The organism is Pimelobacter simplex, assembly GCF_024662235.1.
In the GTDB taxonomy this organism is placed as follows: Bacteria; Actinomycetota; Actinomycetes; order Propionibacteriales; family Nocardioidaceae; genus Nocardioides.
The window spans coordinates 5,269,517-5,287,428 of record NZ_CP096276.1 but is presented as its reverse complement, the minus strand read 5'-3'; the positions used below and the strand labels follow the sequence as shown (position 1 = coordinate 5,287,428).

The 17,912-nt window shown below is 72.2% G+C and carries 14 protein-coding genes; 6 read left to right on the top strand and 8 right to left on the bottom strand.

Features of this window, described 5'->3' with window-relative positions; all coding sequences use genetic code 11:
- Positions 1 to 368: 368 nt before the first annotated feature.
- Positions 369 to 1,622, top strand: a complete 1,254-nt coding sequence (locus tag M0M48_RS25945; protein ID WP_257753329.1) for a low temperature requirement protein A — start codon at positions 369 to 371, stop codon at positions 1,620 to 1,622.
- Here M0M48_RS25945 and M0M48_RS25940 read toward each other — a convergent pair.
- The gene (locus M0M48_RS25940) at positions 1,608 to 3,044 is read right to left on the bottom strand and encodes an MFS transporter (protein WP_257753328.1); all 1,437 of its coding nucleotides are present in this window, start codon (positions 3,042 to 3,044) and stop codon (positions 1,608 to 1,610) included. The two genes, M0M48_RS25945 and M0M48_RS25940, sit on opposite strands and share 15 nt — an antisense overlap.
- 80 nt (positions 3,045 to 3,124) lie before the next feature.
- Between M0M48_RS25940 and M0M48_RS25935 the strand changes: the two genes are divergently transcribed.
- Positions 3,125 to 3,793, top strand: coding sequence for a TetR/AcrR family transcriptional regulator (locus M0M48_RS25935; RefSeq protein WP_257753327.1), 669 nt, complete (start codon positions 3,125 to 3,127; stop codon positions 3,791 to 3,793).
- A gap of 3 nt (positions 3,794 to 3,796) precedes the next feature.
- Here M0M48_RS25935 and M0M48_RS25930 read toward each other — a convergent pair whose 3' ends face one another.
- The 5 genes from M0M48_RS25930 to M0M48_RS25910 form a co-directional block, all read right to left on the bottom strand.
- Complete coding sequence (locus tag M0M48_RS25930) at positions 3,797 to 5,110, bottom strand: MFS transporter (RefSeq protein ID WP_257753326.1); 1,314 nt, start codon at positions 5,108 to 5,110, stop codon at positions 3,797 to 3,799.
- A complete protein-coding gene (locus M0M48_RS25925) occupies positions 5,107 to 6,579 on the bottom strand; it encodes an NAD-dependent succinate-semialdehyde dehydrogenase (RefSeq protein WP_257753325.1) in 1,473 nt (490 codons plus the stop codon). The genes M0M48_RS25930 and M0M48_RS25925 overlap by 4 nt, the downstream gene beginning before the upstream one ends.
- A gap of 307 nt (positions 6,580 to 6,886) precedes the next feature.
- The gene (locus tag M0M48_RS25920) at positions 6,887 to 8,824 is read right to left on the bottom strand and encodes a penicillin-binding transpeptidase domain-containing protein (RefSeq protein WP_257753324.1); all 1,938 of its coding nucleotides are present in this window, start codon (positions 8,822 to 8,824) and stop codon (positions 6,887 to 6,889) included.
- Positions 8,825 to 8,864: 40 nt separating this feature from the next.
- Positions 8,865 to 9,674: an SGNH/GDSL hydrolase family protein gene (locus M0M48_RS25915; protein WP_215816684.1), complete on the bottom strand. Its 810-nt coding sequence runs from the start codon at positions 9,672 to 9,674 to the stop codon at positions 8,865 to 8,867.
- 43 nt (positions 9,675 to 9,717) lie between these two features.
- Entirely contained in the window at positions 9,718 to 10,158 is a 441-nt protein-coding gene (locus M0M48_RS25910) for a MerR family transcriptional regulator (protein ID WP_257753323.1), read from the bottom strand.
- Positions 10,159 to 10,222: 64 nt separating this feature from the next.
- Here M0M48_RS25910 and M0M48_RS25905 point away from each other — a divergent pair, with 64 nt between their 5' ends.
- Positions 10,223 to 11,158, top strand: a complete 936-nt coding sequence (locus M0M48_RS25905; protein WP_257753322.1) for an NAD(P)/FAD-dependent oxidoreductase — start codon at positions 10,223 to 10,225, stop codon at positions 11,156 to 11,158.
- Positions 11,159 to 11,240: 82 nt separating this feature from the next.
- Complete coding sequence (locus M0M48_RS25900) at positions 11,241 to 12,266, top strand: hypothetical protein (protein ID WP_257753321.1); 1,026 nt, start codon at positions 11,241 to 11,243, stop codon at positions 12,264 to 12,266.
- A gap of 13 nt (positions 12,267 to 12,279) precedes the next feature.
- Here the strand turns inward: M0M48_RS25900 and M0M48_RS25895 are convergent, their stop codons facing one another.
- Together M0M48_RS25895 and M0M48_RS25890 are read right to left on the bottom strand one after the other, a co-directional pair.
- The gene (locus tag M0M48_RS25895) at positions 12,280 to 12,900 is read right to left on the bottom strand and encodes a transglycosylase SLT domain-containing protein (protein ID WP_257753320.1); all 621 of its coding nucleotides are present in this window, start codon (positions 12,898 to 12,900) and stop codon (positions 12,280 to 12,282) included.
- Between the two features lie 16 nt (positions 12,901 to 12,916).
- Entirely contained in the window at positions 12,917 to 14,650 is a 1,734-nt protein-coding gene (locus M0M48_RS25890; protein ID WP_215816679.1) for a DEAD/DEAH box helicase, read from the bottom strand.
- Between the two features lie 190 nt (positions 14,651 to 14,840).
- On the opposite strand from M0M48_RS25890, the gene M0M48_RS25885 reads away from it, so the two are divergent.
- On the top strand, positions 14,841 to 16,358 hold the full coding sequence (locus M0M48_RS25885; RefSeq protein ID WP_257753319.1) for an endonuclease/exonuclease/phosphatase family protein: 1,518 nt from the start codon (positions 14,841 to 14,843) through the stop codon (positions 16,356 to 16,358).
- Between the two features lies 1 nt (position 16,359).
- Positions 16,360 to 17,907: a fibronectin type III domain-containing protein gene (locus M0M48_RS25880; protein ID WP_257753318.1), complete on the top strand. Its 1,548-nt coding sequence runs from the start codon at positions 16,360 to 16,362 to the stop codon at positions 17,905 to 17,907.
- The last annotated feature ends 5 nt before the right edge of the window (positions 17,908 to 17,912 follow it).

Here is a 17,912-nt window from a genome sequence, read left to right as displayed (position 1 = left end):
CGCCCCTGGAGTGCCCAGCGCGGCTTGTTCGTTCGTCACGGGTGCCCGTTGCTCCCCCCGGGCCCACCGGCAGCCCCCACGGCACGTCGGTGTGCGGCGTACGGGGGGGCTGATCGGCGCGATCTCCCGTCACTTCGAGAACGACCTACCGGGCGATCGGCGCTGGCACCTGGCCCATATGACCCCCATTCGGGGGTCATATGTGATACGGTGCCAAGGTCACGCTTCTGTAGCGCGATCGGCGTTCTCATGTACGTCGGACGCCGCTGGCGACCGTTCCTTACGCCGATCGACCCCACAATCTTTCTCGCGCGTGTCGGCACGCGCCCGGTCGGCAAGCCCGCAGATCGCGGCCTAGACTCCCGCGCATGTCCGAGCAGACCGCCGTTCCGAACGTCCGTCACCGCACCCGTCGGATGCTCGGCCGCGATCCGCACGAGGGCCACCGGGCCGCGACCCCCCTCGAGCTGCTCTTCGACCTGACCTTCGTGGTCGCCTTCGGCACCGCCGCCAACGAGCTGGCCCACGCGGTCGCCGAGGAGCACGTCTGGGCGGGCATCCTCGGGTTCTGCTTCGCGACGTTCGGCGTCTCGTGGGCGTGGATCAACTTCACCTGGTTCGCCTCGGCCTACGACACCGACGACTGGATCTACCGGCTCACCACCATGCTCCAGATGATCGGCGTGCTGGTGTTCGCGATCGGCCTCAAGCCGATGTTCACCTCCATCTACGAGCACGGCGAGACGCTCGACAACGACGTCATGGTCTGGGGCTATGTCGTCATGCGGGTCGCGATGGTCCTGCAGTGGTGGCGGGCCGGCCGGCACGACGCGGCACGGCGACCGGCCTGCCAGGCCTATATCGTCTCGATCCTCGTCGCCCAGGTGTTCTGGTGCGCGCTCGCCCTGGTCGACCTGCCGGTCGGGACGACGTTCGCGCTCATGGTCATCCCGTTCCTGATCGAGATCGGCGGCCCGGCGTACGCCGAGACCCGCCGCGGCGGGACGCCCTGGCACGCCCACCACATCGCCGAGCGCTACAGCCTCATGGTCATCATCGCCCTCGGCGAGGGGATGATCGGCACGATGGCCGCGATCAGCGAGCTCTCCACCGACGGCCTGACCTGGGACATCGCGTGGCTCGCCCTGGCCGGGATCTCGCTGACGTTCGGCATCTGGTGGAGCTACTTCGTGATCCCGTTCGCCGACATCCTGCATGCCCACCGCGAACGCTCGTTCTCGTTCGGCTACGGACACATGCCGCTCTTCGGCAGCATCGTCGCGGTGGGAGCCGGCCTGCACGTGGGCGCCTACTACCTCAGCCACGAGTACCACATCGGTCTGGTCGGCTCGGTGCTCTCCGTGGCGATCCCGGTCGCGCTGTTCACCGTCTTCCTGTACGCCGGCTACACCGTGCAGACGCGCAGCTTCGACTCGCTCCACGTGGTCCTGCTGGCGATCTCGGCCGCGCTCGTCGTCGGCTCGGTGCTGCTCGCCGCCGCGGGGGTCGCGCTGGTCTGGTGCCTGCTGGTCGTGGCGCTCACGCCGTGGGTGACGGTCGTCGGCTACGAGCTCCGGGGCTACCGGCACAACCTCCGGGTGCTCGGCTCACTCGACGGCTGAGCGCCGCGGGGCGAGCACCACGCAGACCGCCAGGGCCAGCGCCAGCAGGCAGCCCGCGACCAGGAAGCCCCGTGCGTAGCCCGCGTTGAGCGCGACCAGCGGCGGGCCGCTGTGGTGGCGGGTCGTGCTGTCGGCGATGGTGACCAGGATGGCCAGGCCGATGCTGCCGCCGATCTGGCGCGCCGCGTTGAGGACGCCGCTCGCCAGGCCCGCCTCCGCCGGGTCGACCCCGCTCGTGCCGACCATCGTGGCGGTCACGAAGCAGGCGCCCAGGCCCACGCTGGCCACGATCGACGGGCCGAGCAGGTTGCCGACGAAGCCGCCGTCGACGTCGATCGTCGCGAACCAGCCGATCCCGATCGCGGTCAGCGCCAGCCCGCCCACGAGTGGCCAGAAGGGTCCGCGGGCCGCGGCGACCCGCATCCCGACCATGGTCCCGGCGACGGTGCCGATGCTGAACGGCACGAACGACAGCCCGGCCTGCAGCGGCGTGTAGCCCAGGACGTTCTGGAGGTAGAGCGAAGCCAGGTAGAACGCGCCGAACTGGCCGAGGGCGATGAAGAAGATCAACGTCCCCGCCACGGCCAGCGAGCGCTGGCGGAACAGCCCGAGCCGGACCAGCGGCTCGCGCGCGACCCGCGCCTCGACGTACACGAAGGCGAGACCGAACAGCACGCTCAGGCCGAGCAGCCCCAGCGTGTGGGCCGAGCCCCAGGAGTAGCGGTCGGTGCGCACGACGGCGTACACGAGCAGCGAGGTCGCGGCCGTCACCAGCACCGCGCCCAAGAGGTCGAGCCGGGGCCGGCGCCGCGGCAGGTCACGGACGGCGACGAGTGCCAGCGGGATGGCGAGCGCCGCGATCGGCAGGTTGACGAAGAACACCCACGGCCAGCTCAGCGCCTGGGTCAGCGCGCCGCCGAGCAGGACGCCGCTGGCGCTGCCGAAGCCGGCCACCATCGACCAGATCCCGAGCGCGCGACGGCGCTCGGGCCCCTCCGGGAAGGTGGTCGTGATGATCGTCAGGCTGACCGGGAGGAGCACGGCGCCGGCGATGCCCTGGATCGCGCGGGCGGCGATCAGCTGACCGGGGTCCTGGGCGAGCCCGGCCGCGAGCGAGGTGATCGCGAAGATGCTCAACCCGAGCAGGACCGCCTTGCGGCGCCCGAACAGGTCGGCGATCCGGCCGCCGAGGAGCAGCAGCCCGCCGAAGGTCAGCGTGTAGGCGTTGACCACCCACTGCAGGTCCGCGGAGGCGAAGCCGAGGTCGTCGCGGATCGAGGGCAGCGCGACGTTCACCACCGTGATGTCGAGGACGACCATCAGCTGGCACAGGCAGACCACGGCCAGGACCAGGCCGGGACGGCGCTGGGCGGCGGCCGTCGGGGCCTCCGGTGACGTGGCGAGGGGGGCGGGGGGCGACATGCGAACTCCTTCTTGGACAGTGTCCAATAAGGTAACCCTAAGTTGCTGGCGTGCCAACCCCTTTGTGGCACGGTGGCCCTGTGGCCGCCCGACCCTCCCGCTCGCCGGTGACTCCCGAACGGGTCGTCACGACCGCCCTCGAGCTCACCCGGGAGCACGGCATCGACGGCTGGAGCCTGCGCGACCTGGCCACCGCCCTCGACACCTGGCCGAACACGATCACCCACCACGTCGGCACCCGCGAGCAGGTCTGCGTCGCGGTCGTCGACCGGGTCGTCGCGGAGATGACGAACCCGCCGGCGGACCTGCCCTGGCAGGAGTGGTTCCGGACCTTCCTGACCGACGGCCGCACGGTGCTGCGCCGCTACCGCGGGGTCGCGCTCCGGCTCAGCCGCGACGGCGCCGGCGTACCGGCCGCGATGCCGATCATGGAGCGCGGGGTGACGCTCCTCCTCGACGCCGGCTTCGGAGCGGACGCGCCCCGGGCGTACTCGCTGCTGCTCAACAGCGCCATCCTGCTCGTCGCGCTCGGCGACGAGCGGACCGCGGCGGGGGTCGGCGCGGGCGACGTACCGGCGCGGATGCGCAAGGTCGCCCCCGCCCCCGGGACGGCGCCCGCCTGGGAGGCCATGCACGCCTACTTCGACACCTGGTCCGAGGACGCCGAGGCGGCGTCCGCCGCGGTCTTCGACTTCAACCTCGACCGGGTGCTCGCCGGCCTCGAGGCGAGCCTGCCGACCACCGGCTGAGGCTCACCCCTCGTCGCGCAGCGGGTGCGCGATCTCGTCGGCGGGCAGCCGCGCCGCGACCACCGCGACGATCGCGACCACGACGGGGACGACGGCCGCGATCGCGAACGTCGCCTTGAGCCCGATCAGCTCGGCGACCGGTCCGGCGAGCGCCATCGAGACCGGCATCAGGCTGATCGAGACGAAGAAGTCGAGCGAGGCCACCCGGCCGAGCAGCTCGGGCGGCACCCGGCGCTGGAGCAGCGTCCCCCACAGCACCATCGGCGCCGCGAACAGCGCACCGATCACCGCCGCGGCCGCGACCACCTGCCAGACCGCCGTCGCGAACCCGACCGCCAGGAACGGCAGGCAGCCCACGCCCCACATCAGCATCATCCAGGTCAGGTAGCGCCGCGGCATCGGCCGCGAGGCCGTCACCAGTGAGCCCACCGCGCCGCCGAGACCGAAGCCCGCCATCACCAGCGCGTGGTCGCGCGGGCCGCCGCCGAGGTCGTCCTTGATCAGGAACGGCACCAGGACCTCGAGCGGCCCCATGATCACCAGGATCATCACCGACGCGAACAGCAGCGAGGCCAGCAGCCACGGCGTCCGCACCATGTAGGCGAAGCCCTCGCGGATGTCGGCCAGCGCGGTCGCCAGCGCCGCCGCCTCGGTGCCGCTCTCGGTCGGGGCCGGCTTCTCCCGGCGCACCGCCGTCAGCGGCACCAGGGTCAGCACCAGCAGCCCGGCCAGGTAGGCCGCCGCGGCCACCGCGATCGCTGCCGACGAGGACGCCGCACCCACGACCGCACCGGCCACCGCGGGCCCGAGCGCCTGGCCGATCGTCGGGCGGACCATGCCCTCGAAGCCGTTGACCGCGAGCAGGTCCTCCTCGGGCACCAGGGCCGGCAGCCAGGCCGAGTAGGCCGGGTAGTAGAACGCCATCGCCATCCCGGCGCCCGCCGCGACCACCGCCAGGTGCCACAGCTGGGTCAGGTCGGCGAACGACAGCACCGCGACGAGCACCATCCCGGCCAGCTCGACCGAGGTGGTCACCAGCAGGATGAGCTTCTGCGGCACCCGGTCGGCCACCACGCCGCCCAGCAGCGCCGGCACCAGGACGCCGACCGCGCCCGCCGTCGTCACCAGCGACAGCGCGCTGGCGCCGCCGCCGATCCGGATCACCTCCCAGACCAGCGCGACCACCCACACGCCGCCGCCGAAGCTGGTCAGCACCAGCGACGACCCGAGCCGCCGGTAGGACGCGTGCCGGAACGGCCGGAAGGCCCGCAGCCACCCCCGTGGGGCAGGCGTCAGCGGGGTGAGCTGCTCGGTCACGTCACCGGCAGTGCGACGTACGTCGTGTCGAGGTACTCCTCGATGCCCTCGAAGCCGCCCTCGCGACCGAACCCGCTCGCCTTGACGCCACCGAACGGCGCGGCCGGGTTGGACACCAGACCGGTGTTGATGCCGAGCATCCCGGTCTCGAGCCGCTCCGCCAGCCGGATCGTGCGGGCCAGGTCGCGGGTGTAGGCGTAGGCGGCGAGGCCGTACTCGGTGGCGTTGGCCAGCCGGATCGCCTCGTCCTCGTCGGTGAAGGTCGTGATCGGCGCGACCGGCCCGAAGATCTCGTTGCGCACCGCGTCGGCGTCCGCCGGCACGTCGGCCAGCACCGTCGGCGGGTAGAAGAAGCCCGCGCCACCCTCGGGCGCCTGCCCTCCGGTGAGCAGCCGCGCGCCGCGGTCGACGGCGTCGTCGACCAGCGCGGCCACCGAGGTGACCGCCTTGTCGTCGATGAGCGGACCCACCTGGACGCCGACCTCCTGGCCGCGCCCGACCTTGAGCGCACCCATCCGCTCGGCGAGCCTGGTCCCGAACTCCTCGGCGACGCTCGCCTCCACCAGGAACCGGTTGGCCGAGGTGCACGCCTCGCCCATGTTGCGCATCTTCGCGATCATCGCGCCCTCGACGGCCGCATCGAGGTCGGCGTCGGCGAACACCAGGAACGGCGCATTGCCGCCCAGCTCCATCGACACCCGCTGGAGCTGACCCGCCGACTGCTCCACGATCCGCTTGCCCACCGACGTCGACCCGGTGAAGCTCACCTTGCGCAGCCGCGCGTCCGCCTGGAGCGTGCTGCTCAGCCCACCCGAGTCGGTCGTCGTCACCACGTTGAGGACGCCGGCGGGCAGCCCCGCCTCCTCGAGCAGCGCCGCCAGCAGCAGCATCGTCAGCGGCGTCTGCCCCGCCGGCTTGACCACCATCGTGCAGCCCGCCGCGATCGCCGGCCCGATCTTGCGGGTGCCCATCGCCAGCGGGAAGTTCCACGGCGTGATGAACAGGCACGGCCCCACCGGCTTGCGCACGGTCAGCAGCCGGCTCCCACCCGCCGGGTTCTGCATCCACCGGCCATGGATCCGCACCGCCTCCTCGGAGAACCACCGCAGGAACTCCGCGCCATAGGTCACCTCACCCTTGGCCTCCCCGATCGGCTTGCCCATCTCGAGGCTCATCACCAGCGCCAGGTCGTCGGCATGCTGGGTCACCAGCCCGAACGTCCGGCGCAGGATCTCGCCCCGCTCCCGCGGCGCCGTCGCCGCCCACGCCTCCTGAGCACCCGCCGCCGCATCCAGCGCCGCCCGGGCGTCGTCCAGCGTGCCGTCGGCGACATCGGCCAGCACCGACCCGTCCGCCGGATCGAGCACGTCGAACCGCGCCCCGCTCCCGGACGGCACCCACGCGCCCCCGACGTACAGCTGGCGGCGCGACTCGGGCAGCAGGTGGTGCAGGCGCTCACGGAAGCTCATGCGCCCACTCTTGCACTCCGCTCCTCGACGAGGCAGGGGCAACGATGCGGGATCCGGTCCGTTACGCCGGACGCCGAGAAAATCGTCGATTCGGCTTTGACCCTCACGACCCACGCGCTATCGTGAGTCCAGTCGTACTTCGGAGGGAGCACCGATACGACATGAGCCCCTTGTCGACCCCATGCGATGAGGGGCTCGCTCCGTTTTGGGCGGCGCGAGCGCGTCTTCGCCTGTTCGGGGGGCAGCAAGCTGCCCGGGTGCGGCTCTCGACGCGCTGCCGCGTTGGGGCGGCGCGAGCGCCGCGCGGTCAGCGGGCGCCGCGCAGGAAGGCCTCGAGCAGCGGGCCGGCGGTCTGGGAGCCGGACTGACCGGTCTCGACGAACACCGCGACGGCGAGGTCGCCCTGGGCGGCGATCATCCAGGCGTGGGTCTTGATGGTGCCGCCGTCGGCGTACTCGGCGGTGCCAGTCTTGGCGATCACCTCCGGCCCCGGTACGTCGAGCAGCCCGCGCCCGCTGCCGCTGGTGACGACCCCGCGCAGCATCGCCTTGAGCTGGCGGGCCTCGGCGGCGGTGAGCGGGGTGGTGGCCGAGGGGACCGCGACCTTGACCTGGTCGACGAGACGGGGGACGACGGTCTTGCCGGCCTGGATGCTGGCGATCACGGTGGCCATCGCCATCGGCGAGGCGAGGACCTTGCCCTGGCCGATCAGGTCGGCCGCGCCCTCGGTCTCGCTGGCGGGCTTGGCCGGCACCTCCCCGAAGTACGACGGGAACCCCAGGTCGTGGTCGACCCCCAGGCCCAGCGTGGCCGCGGCCCCCGACAGGTCGCCGTCGGACAGGTCGGCGCGCTGGTTGATGAGCGCGGTGTTGCACGACTGGGCGATCGCCTCGCGCAGCGGGATCGTGCCGATCGCGGAGCCCGGGTAGTCGGAGTAGTTCTTGAACTGCTTGCCGTTGACGGTGACCGTCGGGGTGCAGCGCACGGTCGTGTCGGGGGTCAGGCCGGCGCGCAGGAGGGCGAGCGAGGTGACGGCCTTGAAGGTCGAGCCGGGGGCGAACTGGCCGAAGGTGGCGTAGTTCTGGCCGCCGGTGCCCGACCCGTTGGCGGCGGCGAGGATCGAGCCGTCGCTCGGGCGGATCGCGACCAGGGCGCTGGCCGGGCCGACGTCGGCGAGGACCTGCTCGGCGAGGGTCTGGAGGCGCTCGACCAGGGTGATCGCGAGGCTCTTGCCGGCGACGGCGTCGTGGCGGTAGAGCTCGCGGCTCTGGGCGTCGTCGGCGGCGGGCACGGCGCGGACCACTCGTCCGGGCGTGCCGCGGAGCTGGTCGTCGTAGCGGGCCTGGAGGCCGGAGATGCCGGCGACGTCGCCGCTGCGGTAGGCGTCGGGGTCCTTCTCGACCATCTCGGCGGTGACCGGGCCGACCCGGCCGAGGATCGGCGCGGCGAAGTCGCGCGAGGGGCCGAGCGAGAGCTGGGCGCTGACCTGGTGGGCGCCGGTGATGGACGAGATGCGCTCGCGCACCCCCTGCGGTACCGCGTCCGCGCGGTAGGTGATCGCCTCGACGAAGGCGCGCGGCCCGGCGTCCTTGACCGCCTTGACGAACGGCGCCACGTCGATGCCGACCAGCCGGGCGAGCGCGCGGGCCGAGGCCGGCGCGTCGGCGACGGGCACCCGGATCCGGTCGATGCCGACCCGGACCACCGAGCGCTCGGTGACCAGCACCGAGCCGCCGGCACCGGTGATGTCACCGCGATCGGTCGGCAGGGTGACCGCGTCGAGCGCGTCGCCCTCGGCGAGGTCGGGCGCGACGAGGTCGGGCGCCCAGGTGACCGACCAGCGGTCGCCGTCCTGGACGAGTCCGACGGTGGTCTCGTAGGTCCACGGGTCGACGCCGTCGACCACCGGCCAGGACCAGGCGAGGGTGGCGGTCGGCTTCTTCGCCTCGTCGTCGACCTCACGGACGGTGACCTTGGGGGCGATGCCGTCCATGCCGGCCACGAGGTCGGCGTACGCCTTGCCGACCTTGGCGCCGTCGGCCCCGGCGAAGGGGACGGTGGCGAGTGGGTCGGGGGCCGGGGAGGCGCTCTTGTCGCCCTCGACGGGGGTCGCGGCGACCGTCAGCGCACCGGCGAGCTGGGCGACGACGGCCTGGGCGCGCTTGCCGGAGTCGTCGCCGGAGCAGGCGCTCAGCGCACCCGCCAGGACGAGGAGGGTGCCGAGGGCTGCCGAGGATCGCCGCATGCGACGGTTCTACCAGCCGGGCACGACGGAACCGGAACGCTCAGCCGACGAGCAGCCCCGCGACCAGCGGCTGGTAGCCGGACGAGTGCCCGAGCCGGTTGGGGTGGTAGCTCTCGCTGATCGGGTTCGACAGCCCGTTGAGCCACTCCGGCGCGTCGCAGACGGCGTGCCCGGTGAAGCGCGAGGTCGGGTTGGCCCACTTGAAGCCCTTGGCGCTCGCCGCCGCGGACAGCTTCGCGTTGAGCAGGTCGGCGGTCGCGTTGAGCCGGGTCTCCTCGGCGGGCGAGAAGAAGGTCGCCGCATTGCAGTCCTCCCCCATGAACAGCCGCGGGTAGCCGACCACGACCACCACCGCCGTGGGCGCCTTGGCCTTGATCGCGGCGTACAGCGTCGCGAGCCGGCCCGGCAGGGTGCCGTTGATGAACGCCTGCGCCTTGTCGATCGCCGCATTGCAGTTGGACATCCAGCCCGGCTTCGCGCACTCGGTGAGGACCCCGGTGAAGCCCGCGTCGTTGCCGCCGACGGAGATCGACACGTAGTCGGTGCCGCTCGACAGCACGCCGAGCTGGCCGCTCGTCACGGTGCTGACGGTCGCGCCCGAGCAGGCCTGGAAGCTCAGCGCGTAGCCCTTCTGGGCCGCCACCAGCCGCGGATAGGCGTACGACGAGCGCTGGCAGCTCGTCCCGTCGCTGAGGTAGCTGCGGGTGCCGACGCCGGAGGAGTACGAGTCCCCCAGCGCGACGTACGACGGCGCGGCTGCCTGAGCCGGACCGGGGACGCCGACGACGGAGACGAGCGCGGCCGCGAGACCGGCGCCGAGAGAGAGCAGTGCACGAGCGGTCCGAGACATGACGCCGCCTTCACGGGAGCGGAATGTGAGCCAGGTCACTCCATCACGAGTGACGGACTCCTGACAACGGCAGCCCCCGCCGGGTGCCCTCGACCACGTCGGAGACGTGCGCACGGAAGCCCGGGCAGGTCGCGATGTCGTGCGCGCGACACTCCAGCGCGTGCTCGGTCATGTGCCGCGACCGCTCGAGCTCGGCCTGCCGGCGGTCGAGCTCGGCCAGGTGCTCCCGGAGCGCGTCACGGCGCCCGTCGGCGGTCGCGTCGACGAGGACCCGGATCTGGTCGAGACTCATCCCCGAGGCCTTGCTGACCAGGATCACCGCGACCCGGTAGGCGTCGTCCTCGACGTAGACCCGGCGCCCGGCGCTGTCGCGCTCGGGCTCCAGGAGACCCTTGTCCTCCCAGTGGCGCAGCACGTGGGGCTCCAGCTCGAACCGCTCCGCCAGCTCGCCGACCGTCCACTTGACCTCACGACTTGACTTCATGTTGACATGAAGTCACAGGCTGTTGACCTGCGCAAGTCCACCATCTCGTGCGAAGGAGATCCTCATGAACGCAGCACAGCCCTCCGAGCGGTATGACGTCGCCGTGGTCGGCGCCGGTTCGGCCGGCCTGCAGGCCGCCCAGACCCTCGGCCGGATGCACCAGCGCGCCGTCGTGCTCGGCACCGACCGCTACCGCAACGATCCCGCCACCCACATGCACAACTTCCTCGGCCACGACGGCGAGCCGCCCGCCGAGCTGCGCGTCGCGGCCCGCAAGGACGCCGAGCAGTACGACGACGTCGAGTTCCGCGACGTCGAGGTGCTCCGCGTCTCCGGCGAGCTCGGCGACTTCACCCTCGACCTCGCCGACGGCACCCACCTGCGGGCCACCCGGGTGCTGCTCGCCACGGGCGTCACCGACCACCTCCCCGACGTCCCCGGCGTGGCCGAGCAGTTCGGCGACCTGGTCGCACACTGCCCCTTCTGCCACGGCCACGAGTTCGCCGGCCGGACCGTCGGCATCCTCGGCGCCGGCCCGCAGGCCGCCCACTTCGCCGGGATGCTCGCCCCGATCGCCGGCGACCTCGTCGTCCTGGCCGACGGCGCCGACCTGGACGAGGCGACCACCGCGGCGCTCGCGCGGGTGGGGGCCCGGGTCGTCGGCGAGCCGGTGCGCGCGGTGCGTCGTACCGAGGTGGGGTTGGCGGTCGACCTCGGCGACGACACCTCGCTCGACCTCGGCGGCCTCTTCGTCAAGACCGAGTGGACCCAGGCGACCCCGTTCGCCGAGCAGCTCGGCCTCGACGTGACCGAGCTCGGCGCGGTCGTCGTCGACGTCCTGGGCCGCACCAGCGTCCCCGGCGTCTTCGCCGCCGGCGACCTCGCCGCCCCCGCCGGCCTGCCCATGCCGATGGCGTCGGTGCTCATCGCGGCCGCGGCCGGGATGGCGGCCGCGGCGGGGTGCGTGGCCGACGCGGCGGTCGCGCGCACCGGGCACTGACCTCGGCCCGTTCCGGGCACACGCCCGGGGAATCGGTGCCAGGCTCACCCCGGGAGTGGAGCACCGCGGGAGGGCAGCGAGGGTGGAGCGAAAGACGATCGGCGTGGTCGCGGTGGTCGCCGTGCTCGCGAGCGGGGCAGTGGCGACCGCCGGACTGCTCGCGCCGGGGACCGGCCGGGTGGACGTGCCTGACGAGGTCTCCAGCAGCCGGCCCGCGCCGTTCTACATCGCCGACGGCGTGATCCACGACGGCGACCGCGAGGTCGACACCGGCGACGCCATCATCGGATTCGCCAACTCACTGGAGCGGGTCGCGGGCGGCTGGCTGCTCGGCAAGTGGGAGGACGACACGAACGACGCCTACCTGGTGAGCGAGGACGGCGGTGTCCGCAAGGTCGCCAGCCTCCCGTACGGGACAGTGTGGGACGTCGACGCCGCTGGTCGGCGCCTGGCGTTCGTGCACGGCCGGCGCTACCAGTGGCTCGACCTGACCGATCCGGCTGCCCGGGCGCGGGACCTGCCGCTCCGTCCGGCCGGCCGGCCGACCGGGGACATCGGCTGGTCCGGCGACGATGTCATCGCCGGCTGGCTCCCGGCCGGGAGCAAGCAGCCCGCGCTGGTCGTGCATCACACCGACGGGAGCACCGAGGTGATCAGCAAGGGCGCCCCGGTCGACCAGATCTCCGCGTCGCCGGACGGTGCGTACGTCGTCGGCACCGATCGCGAGGCCGAGGGCGACCCGTTCTCCTGCCTGGCCGGCCGCCCGGTCGCCGATGCGGAGAACCGGTGGCCCCGCCGGATCTGCGACGAGTACATCATCAGCACCTCACCGTACTCGCCGGACGGCACGCGGTTCGTCAGCGTGGCGTGGGCCCTCAACGCGGATGGGGCTTCCGCGGTCGTCGTCCGCGCCGCCGACGACGGCCGGAGGCTCAGCCGGTTCGCCACCGGTTCGCTCACCAACGACGTGACCTGGGCCGGGCCGGACACGATCGCGTTCGTGCACGACCGGACCCTGCAGTACTGCTCGACGGACGGGTCCTGCGCGCAGGTCGCCAACGCCGCGGAGTGGCTGACGGCGGGCACCGACACCGGCGTCACGCGCTGACGCGCAGGACTGCTCAGTACCAACCAACGCGCTCGGAGTGCTCCCACGCCTTCTGCGCACTCCCGTAGCGCGCGGCGATGTAGGCCAGCCCCCAGCGGATCTGGGTCTCCGGGTTGGTCCGCCAGTCGCCGCCGACGACCGCCATCTTGGATGCCGGGAGCGACTGCGGGATCCCGTAGGCGCCCGAGCTGGGGTTCTCGGCGAGGTGGTTCCAGCCGGACTCGCGCGCCCAGAGGGCGTCGAGGTAGCGCCACTGGTCGGCGGGGAAGCCGAACTCCAGCAGGAGCTGGTAGCCCAGCGCCCGGTTGGTGCCGCGGTCGATGCCGGCCGGGACGGGTGCCTGCGGGAGGCGCTTGGCGATCCGCTCGGCCCGGCGGGCGAGCTGGGCCATGATCTCCACGGTCGGTACGTCGGCGCGGGCGCCGGAGTCGCGGGAGACCTCCGTCGGCCGGTCCACCTGGGTCGGTGACGGCGACGGCGACGCGGAGCCCGAGCCGGGCAGGCCGGAGGGGGTGACCGCTGCGGGATCCGCGGAGCCCGCGGGCGTCGTACCGCTGCTGCCGCCGCAGGAGGACGCCAGCAACGCGACCGCGGCACAGGCCGCGGTCGCGAGCATCCGGCGCGGACCCCCCATGGGGCCCGACCCTAGGTCAGTCCTGGGGCTTGCGCGAGCGCTTCGGCGGGCCGAAGTCGCGCGCGAGCTCGATGAGCTTGCCGCTGATCCGGGTCGACTTGAGCTTCTCCCAGGCCTCGGGCGGGAGGTTCGCCGGGAGCTCGACGATGGAGTAGTCCGGCCGGATCGTGATCTTGCCGAAGTCGCGCCGGTCGAGGCCGCCCTCGTTGGCGAGCGCGCCGACGATCTGGCGGGGCTCGACGCGGTGGCGCTTGCCCACCTGGATCTTGTACGACGTCAGGTGGGCGCCCGAGCGCGAGCCGCGGTCGCGACCCCGGCCACCGCGGTCGCCGTCGTCGGAGCTCCAGTCGCGCTTGCGGTGGTCGCCCCGGTCGCCCCGGTCACCCCGGTCGTCGAACCGGCCTCGGCGCGGCTCCGGCTCGGGCTCGAGCAGGAGCGGGGTGTCGCCCTGCATCGCGATGGCGAGGGCGGCGGCCACGTCGACCTCGGGCACGTCGTGCTCGCGGATGTAGTGACCGACGACGTCGCGGAAGAACTCGATCTGCGGCGACTCGAGGGCCGCGGTGATCTGGTCGTCGAAGCGGGCGAGGCGGGTCACGTTGACGGCCTCGACGCTCGGGAGCTGCATCTGGTCGAGCGTGGAGCGGGTCGCCTTCTCGATGTGCTTGAGGAGGTAGCGCTCGCGCGGGGTGACGAACGAGATCGCGTCACCGCTGCGGCCGGCCCGGCCGGTCCGGCCGATCCGGTGCACGTAGGCCTCGGTGTCGGTCGGGATGTCGTAGTTGACGACGTGGCTGATCCGCTCGACGTCGAGACCACGGGCGGCGACGTCGGTGGCGACGAGGATGTCGAGCTTGCCGTCCTTGAGCTGGTTGACGGTGCGCTCGCGCTGCTGCTGGGCGATGTCGCCGTTGATCGCGGCGGCGCTGTAGCCGCGGGCGCGCAGCTTCTCGGCCAGCGTCTCGGTCTCGCTCTTGGTGCGGACGAAGACGATCATCCCCTCGAAGTTCTCGACCTCGAGGATGCGCGTCAGCGCGTCGACCTTCTGGGGGTAGCTGACGATGAGGTAGCGCTGGGTGATGTTCTCGGCCGTACGCGTCTTGCGCTCGATCGCGATCGACACCGGGTCGTTGAGGTACTTCGACGACAGCGCCTTGATCTGCTTCGGCATGGTCGCCGAGAACAGCGCAACCTGCTTGTCGGTGGGGGTGTCGGCGAGGATCGTCTCGACGTCCTCGGCGAAGCCCATGTTGAGCATCTCGTCGGCCTCGTCGAGCACCAGGAAGCGGAGCTGGCTGAGGTCGAGGGTGCCCTTGTCGAGGTGGTCCATGATCCGGCCGGGCGTGCCGACGACGATGTGGACGCCGCGCCGCAGGGCGGAGAGCTGAACGCCGTAGCCCTGGCCGCCGTAGACCGGGAGGACGTGGACGCCGCGCAGGTCGGCGGCGTACTTCTCGAACGCCTCGCAGACCTGGAGCGCGAGCTCACGGGTGGGCGCGAGGACCAGCGCCTGCGGCGTCTTCTGCGACAGGTCGAGGCGGTCGAGGATCGGCAGCGCGAACGCGGCGGTCTTGCCGGTTCCGGTCTGCGCGAGACCCATCACGTCCCGCCCGTCGAGCAGGTGCGGGATGGTCTGGGCCTGGATCGCCGACGGCGACTCGTAGCCGACACCCTTGAGGGCTTTCAGGATCCGCTCGCCGAGACCGAGGTCGGCAAACGTGGCGGTCTCGTGCTCTGCGGTCTCACTCACCCGTCAAGGGTAGTGCCGTGAGCCTTCTCACCCCTGATCGTCGGCGCGGTGCGCTCAGTCACCCTCGGCCGCGTGGCAGCCCGACGCACCGGGACCGAGGTCCCGACGCTCGCCGAAAGGATGCACCCCGGCCGGTCACGACGTACGGTCGTGTCCGGAGTTTTACCCACATTTGAGGGAGCACGATCCGGTGACGCGTACGACGAGGACCCCGCTGGCACTGCTGCTGGTCGCCGTGCTGGCGATCTCGGCGAGCCTGGCCGCCCTGACGACCACGCCCGCCCAGGCAGCCGACGTGGCCGCGCGCAAGAAGCCCGCCCCGGTCGGCACGGTCACCCTCGGCGACGCCCGCATCTCCGGCAGCAAGGCCAACGTCCCCCTGTCGTGGCGCAAGGCCGCCGGCGCGAAGACGTACCAGGTCCTCTGGGCCCCGACCCGGACCATGAAGAAGGCGCGGTCGACGACCGTCCGCAAGCGCTCCGCCACGGTGCGCGGGCTGGCCGTCGGCAAGACCTGGTGCTTCCAGGTGCGCGGGGTCGCGGGCAAGAAGAAGGGCAAGCGCTCGGCACCGGTGTGCCTGCGGGTGGCCAAGCCGGGTCAGTCGAAGTCGCCGTGGGTGACCAAGCAGAGCGTTGCCGGCGGCCGGGCGGAGCTCACCCTGACCTGGCGGGCGACCGCGGGTGCGCGGAAGTACGAGCTCGACTACGCCGTCACTCCTCTGCCCGTCGAGAAGCACAAGCTGTGGGAGAACAAGGGCCGTCGCACGCTGACCACGAGCACCAACGTGGGCGTGCTCAAGGGGCTGCTCCCCAACACGATCTACTGCTTCCAGGTGCGTGCGATCACCGCCGGCGGCGCCAGCGACCGCAGCCCGACGCACTGCAAGCTGACGATGCCGACCAACCGCAGTGTCGCTCCGGCCAACGCGGGCTCGCTCGATGCGGTGACCTGGAATGTCTGCGGTGGCACCGCTGACAGCTGCGACGGCCATGGGTTCAACTCCCGTGTGGCCAAGATCGGAAGTCGGATCGCGAAGATGAACGTCGACGTGGCGATGCTCCAGGAGACGCCGGCCGGCTCCGACACGGCCGTCGCTCGCGCGGCCGGGTTCACGCTCGGTTGCGGCCCGTCGGATGGCACCGGGGCCGCCGAAGCGGTCCTCGTCCGTACGAACACCTACTCGATCATCGACGTCGGCGACCGGCTCCTTGATCCTGGCGCCTGCTGGGTCGAGCTCGAGAACAACGCTTCCGGGCACCGGGTGATCGTGGTGAGTCTTCACCTGACCCCGGGCACCGACGCTGAAAAGGTGGCCGAGCGCGAACGGCAGATCCGGGAGGTCCTGAGATGGTTGCCCCGCCGACCGGGCGTGCCTGTCGTCATGGGTGGCGACTACAACTCCAGCCGAAGCCGAGACGACGACAGCCCCCGCCCGCCGCTGGAAAGCGCCGGCTTCCGCGACTCCTACGACATCGCGGCGGCCTACAACTCCCCCACCGCCGCGAACTCGATGAACAGATGGAACCGTACGCCCCAGGACTCCACCCTCTGGGGCGCACACATCGACCGTGTGTTCTCGTCCAGCGATACCTACGTGTCGAGCTGGCAGGTCGTAGAACCGCGTGGATCGGACGGTCGCTACATCGAGCCCCTTTCCGACCACAGCCCCGTCAAGGTCACCCTCCGCATCCCGCGTTCCCCGAGCTGACATGTCTCGCGCCTGCTCCCCCGCCCGCACCACCACCCTCGTCCTCGCCGCGCTCGCGACCGCGATCGCCCTCCTCGGCACCCTGCCCCCGCCGGCGGCCGAGGCGGCGCGGGCGGCGCCGCCCGGCAAGGCCAAGCACGTGCGACTGGTGCAGCCGACGATCTCGGGCGACCGGGCGGGCTTCACGGTCAAGTGGGACCGCGCCAAGCGGGCGCGGACCTACCGGGTGCGGTGGTCGACGTCGCCGACGATGGCCGGCGCCAGCGGTACGTCGACCCGCGGCCGGTCCGTCGTGCTGCGCAACCTCGCCCAGGGGGTGAGCTACTGCGCCCAGGTGCGCGCCAAGGCGGGTTCCCGGAAGGGGCCGTGGTCGCGCCCCGTGTGCCGTACGACGCCCCGGCTCGACCGGGTCGGTGCGCCCTGGGTGTCGGGACAGGTCGTCCAGGGGGCGTCGCCGAGCACCATCGCGGTGACCTTCTCCTGGCCGCGGGTGGCCGGTGCGACCGGCTACCAGGTCGACTACGCGCCGGGCACCGGCGCGGTGCAGTCCAACCGCAAGCGCAAGAGCGTGAAGGCCGACATCTCGGGCTCGCGGACGGTGCGCGGGCTGACCCCCGGCGCCACCTACTGCTTCCAGGTGCGCGCGCTGAGCAAGTGGGGCACCGGGCTGAGCAGCACCACCGGCTGCCGGCTGCTCACCCGCGCCGAGCGGACCCCGCCGCCGCGCGCGTTCGCGCTCGACGTCGCCACCTGGAACGTGTGCAGCACCATGTGCAGCAAGTGGACGACGCGACGCACCGGCGTGCGCGACCGGATGCTGCGGATGAACGCCGACGTCATCGCCGTCCAGGAGGCGATCGGGGCGACGCCCTACCTCAACACCAACCTCAGCGGATACACGCGCGGCTGCCAGGTGGGCGACGGCACCGCAGCCCAGGGCAACACGGTCGGCCGCCAGGCCCTCTACGTGCGCACGTCGACCTACCGCGTGGTCGCGGGGACCAACCAGGGCATCATCTTCAGCCAGGTCGGCGGCATCTACCCGTCCCACGGCGCCTGCTGGGTCGAGGTCCAGGACATCAAGACCGGCCAGCACGTCGTCGTGGCGAGCGTGCACCTGGTGCACCCCATCGGCGCGAAGTACGACAAGGGCCGCGACAAGCAGACCCTCGAGCTGCTCGGCGCGATCGCGACCCGCTACGCCGGCCGCCCGATGCCGCCGGTGGTGCTGGGGGGCGACTTCAACTCCCACCGCCAGCGCGCGTACGACGGCCCGCGGGCGCGTCTGGAGGCGAACGGCTACCGCGACTCGTTCGACATCGCGGCCCGCTTCCTGACGCCGACCTACCGCAACTCCGCGCACGGCTGGTCGACCACGCCCCAGGTTACCCCGCGCACGGGCAACCACCTCGACCGGGTGTTCACCTCGGCCGGGGTCCATGCGGCGAGCTGGCGGATCGACGAGCCGCTGACGGCCGACGGGCGCTACTACGCCGGGCTGCTCTCCGACCACAGCCCGGTCATCACCTCGCTGCGGATCCCCTACTGAGCGAC

Bases quoted from the DNA above. Each gene is read 5' to 3' on its own strand.
- M0M48_RS25905 (WP_257753322.1), top strand. From the start codon at position 10,223: ATGAACGCAGCACAGCCCTCCGAGCGGTATGACGTCGCCGTGGTCGGC.
- M0M48_RS25910 (WP_257753323.1), bottom strand. From the start codon at position 10,158: ATGAAGTCAAGTCGTGAGGTCAAGTGGACGGTCGGCGAGCTGGCGGAG.
- M0M48_RS25895 (WP_257753320.1), bottom strand. From the start codon at position 12,900: ATGGGGGGTCCGCGCCGGATGCTCGCGACCGCGGCCTGTGCCGCGGTC.
- M0M48_RS25915 (WP_215816684.1), bottom strand. From the start codon at position 9,674: ATGTCTCGGACCGCTCGTGCACTGCTCTCTCTCGGCGCCGGTCTCGCG.
- M0M48_RS25880 (WP_257753318.1), top strand. From the start codon at position 16,360: ATGTCTCGCGCCTGCTCCCCCGCCCGCACCACCACCCTCGTCCTCGCC.
- M0M48_RS25925 (WP_257753325.1), bottom strand. From the start codon at position 6,579: ATGAGCTTCCGTGAGCGCCTGCACCACCTGCTGCCCGAGTCGCGCCGC.
- M0M48_RS25920 (WP_257753324.1), bottom strand. From the start codon at position 8,824: ATGCGGCGATCCTCGGCAGCCCTCGGCACCCTCCTCGTCCTGGCGGGT.
- M0M48_RS25940 (WP_257753328.1), bottom strand. From the start codon at position 3,044: ATGTCGCCCCCCGCCCCCCTCGCCACGTCACCGGAGGCCCCGACGGCC.
- M0M48_RS25945 (WP_257753329.1), top strand. From the start codon at position 369: ATGTCCGAGCAGACCGCCGTTCCGAACGTCCGTCACCGCACCCGTCGG.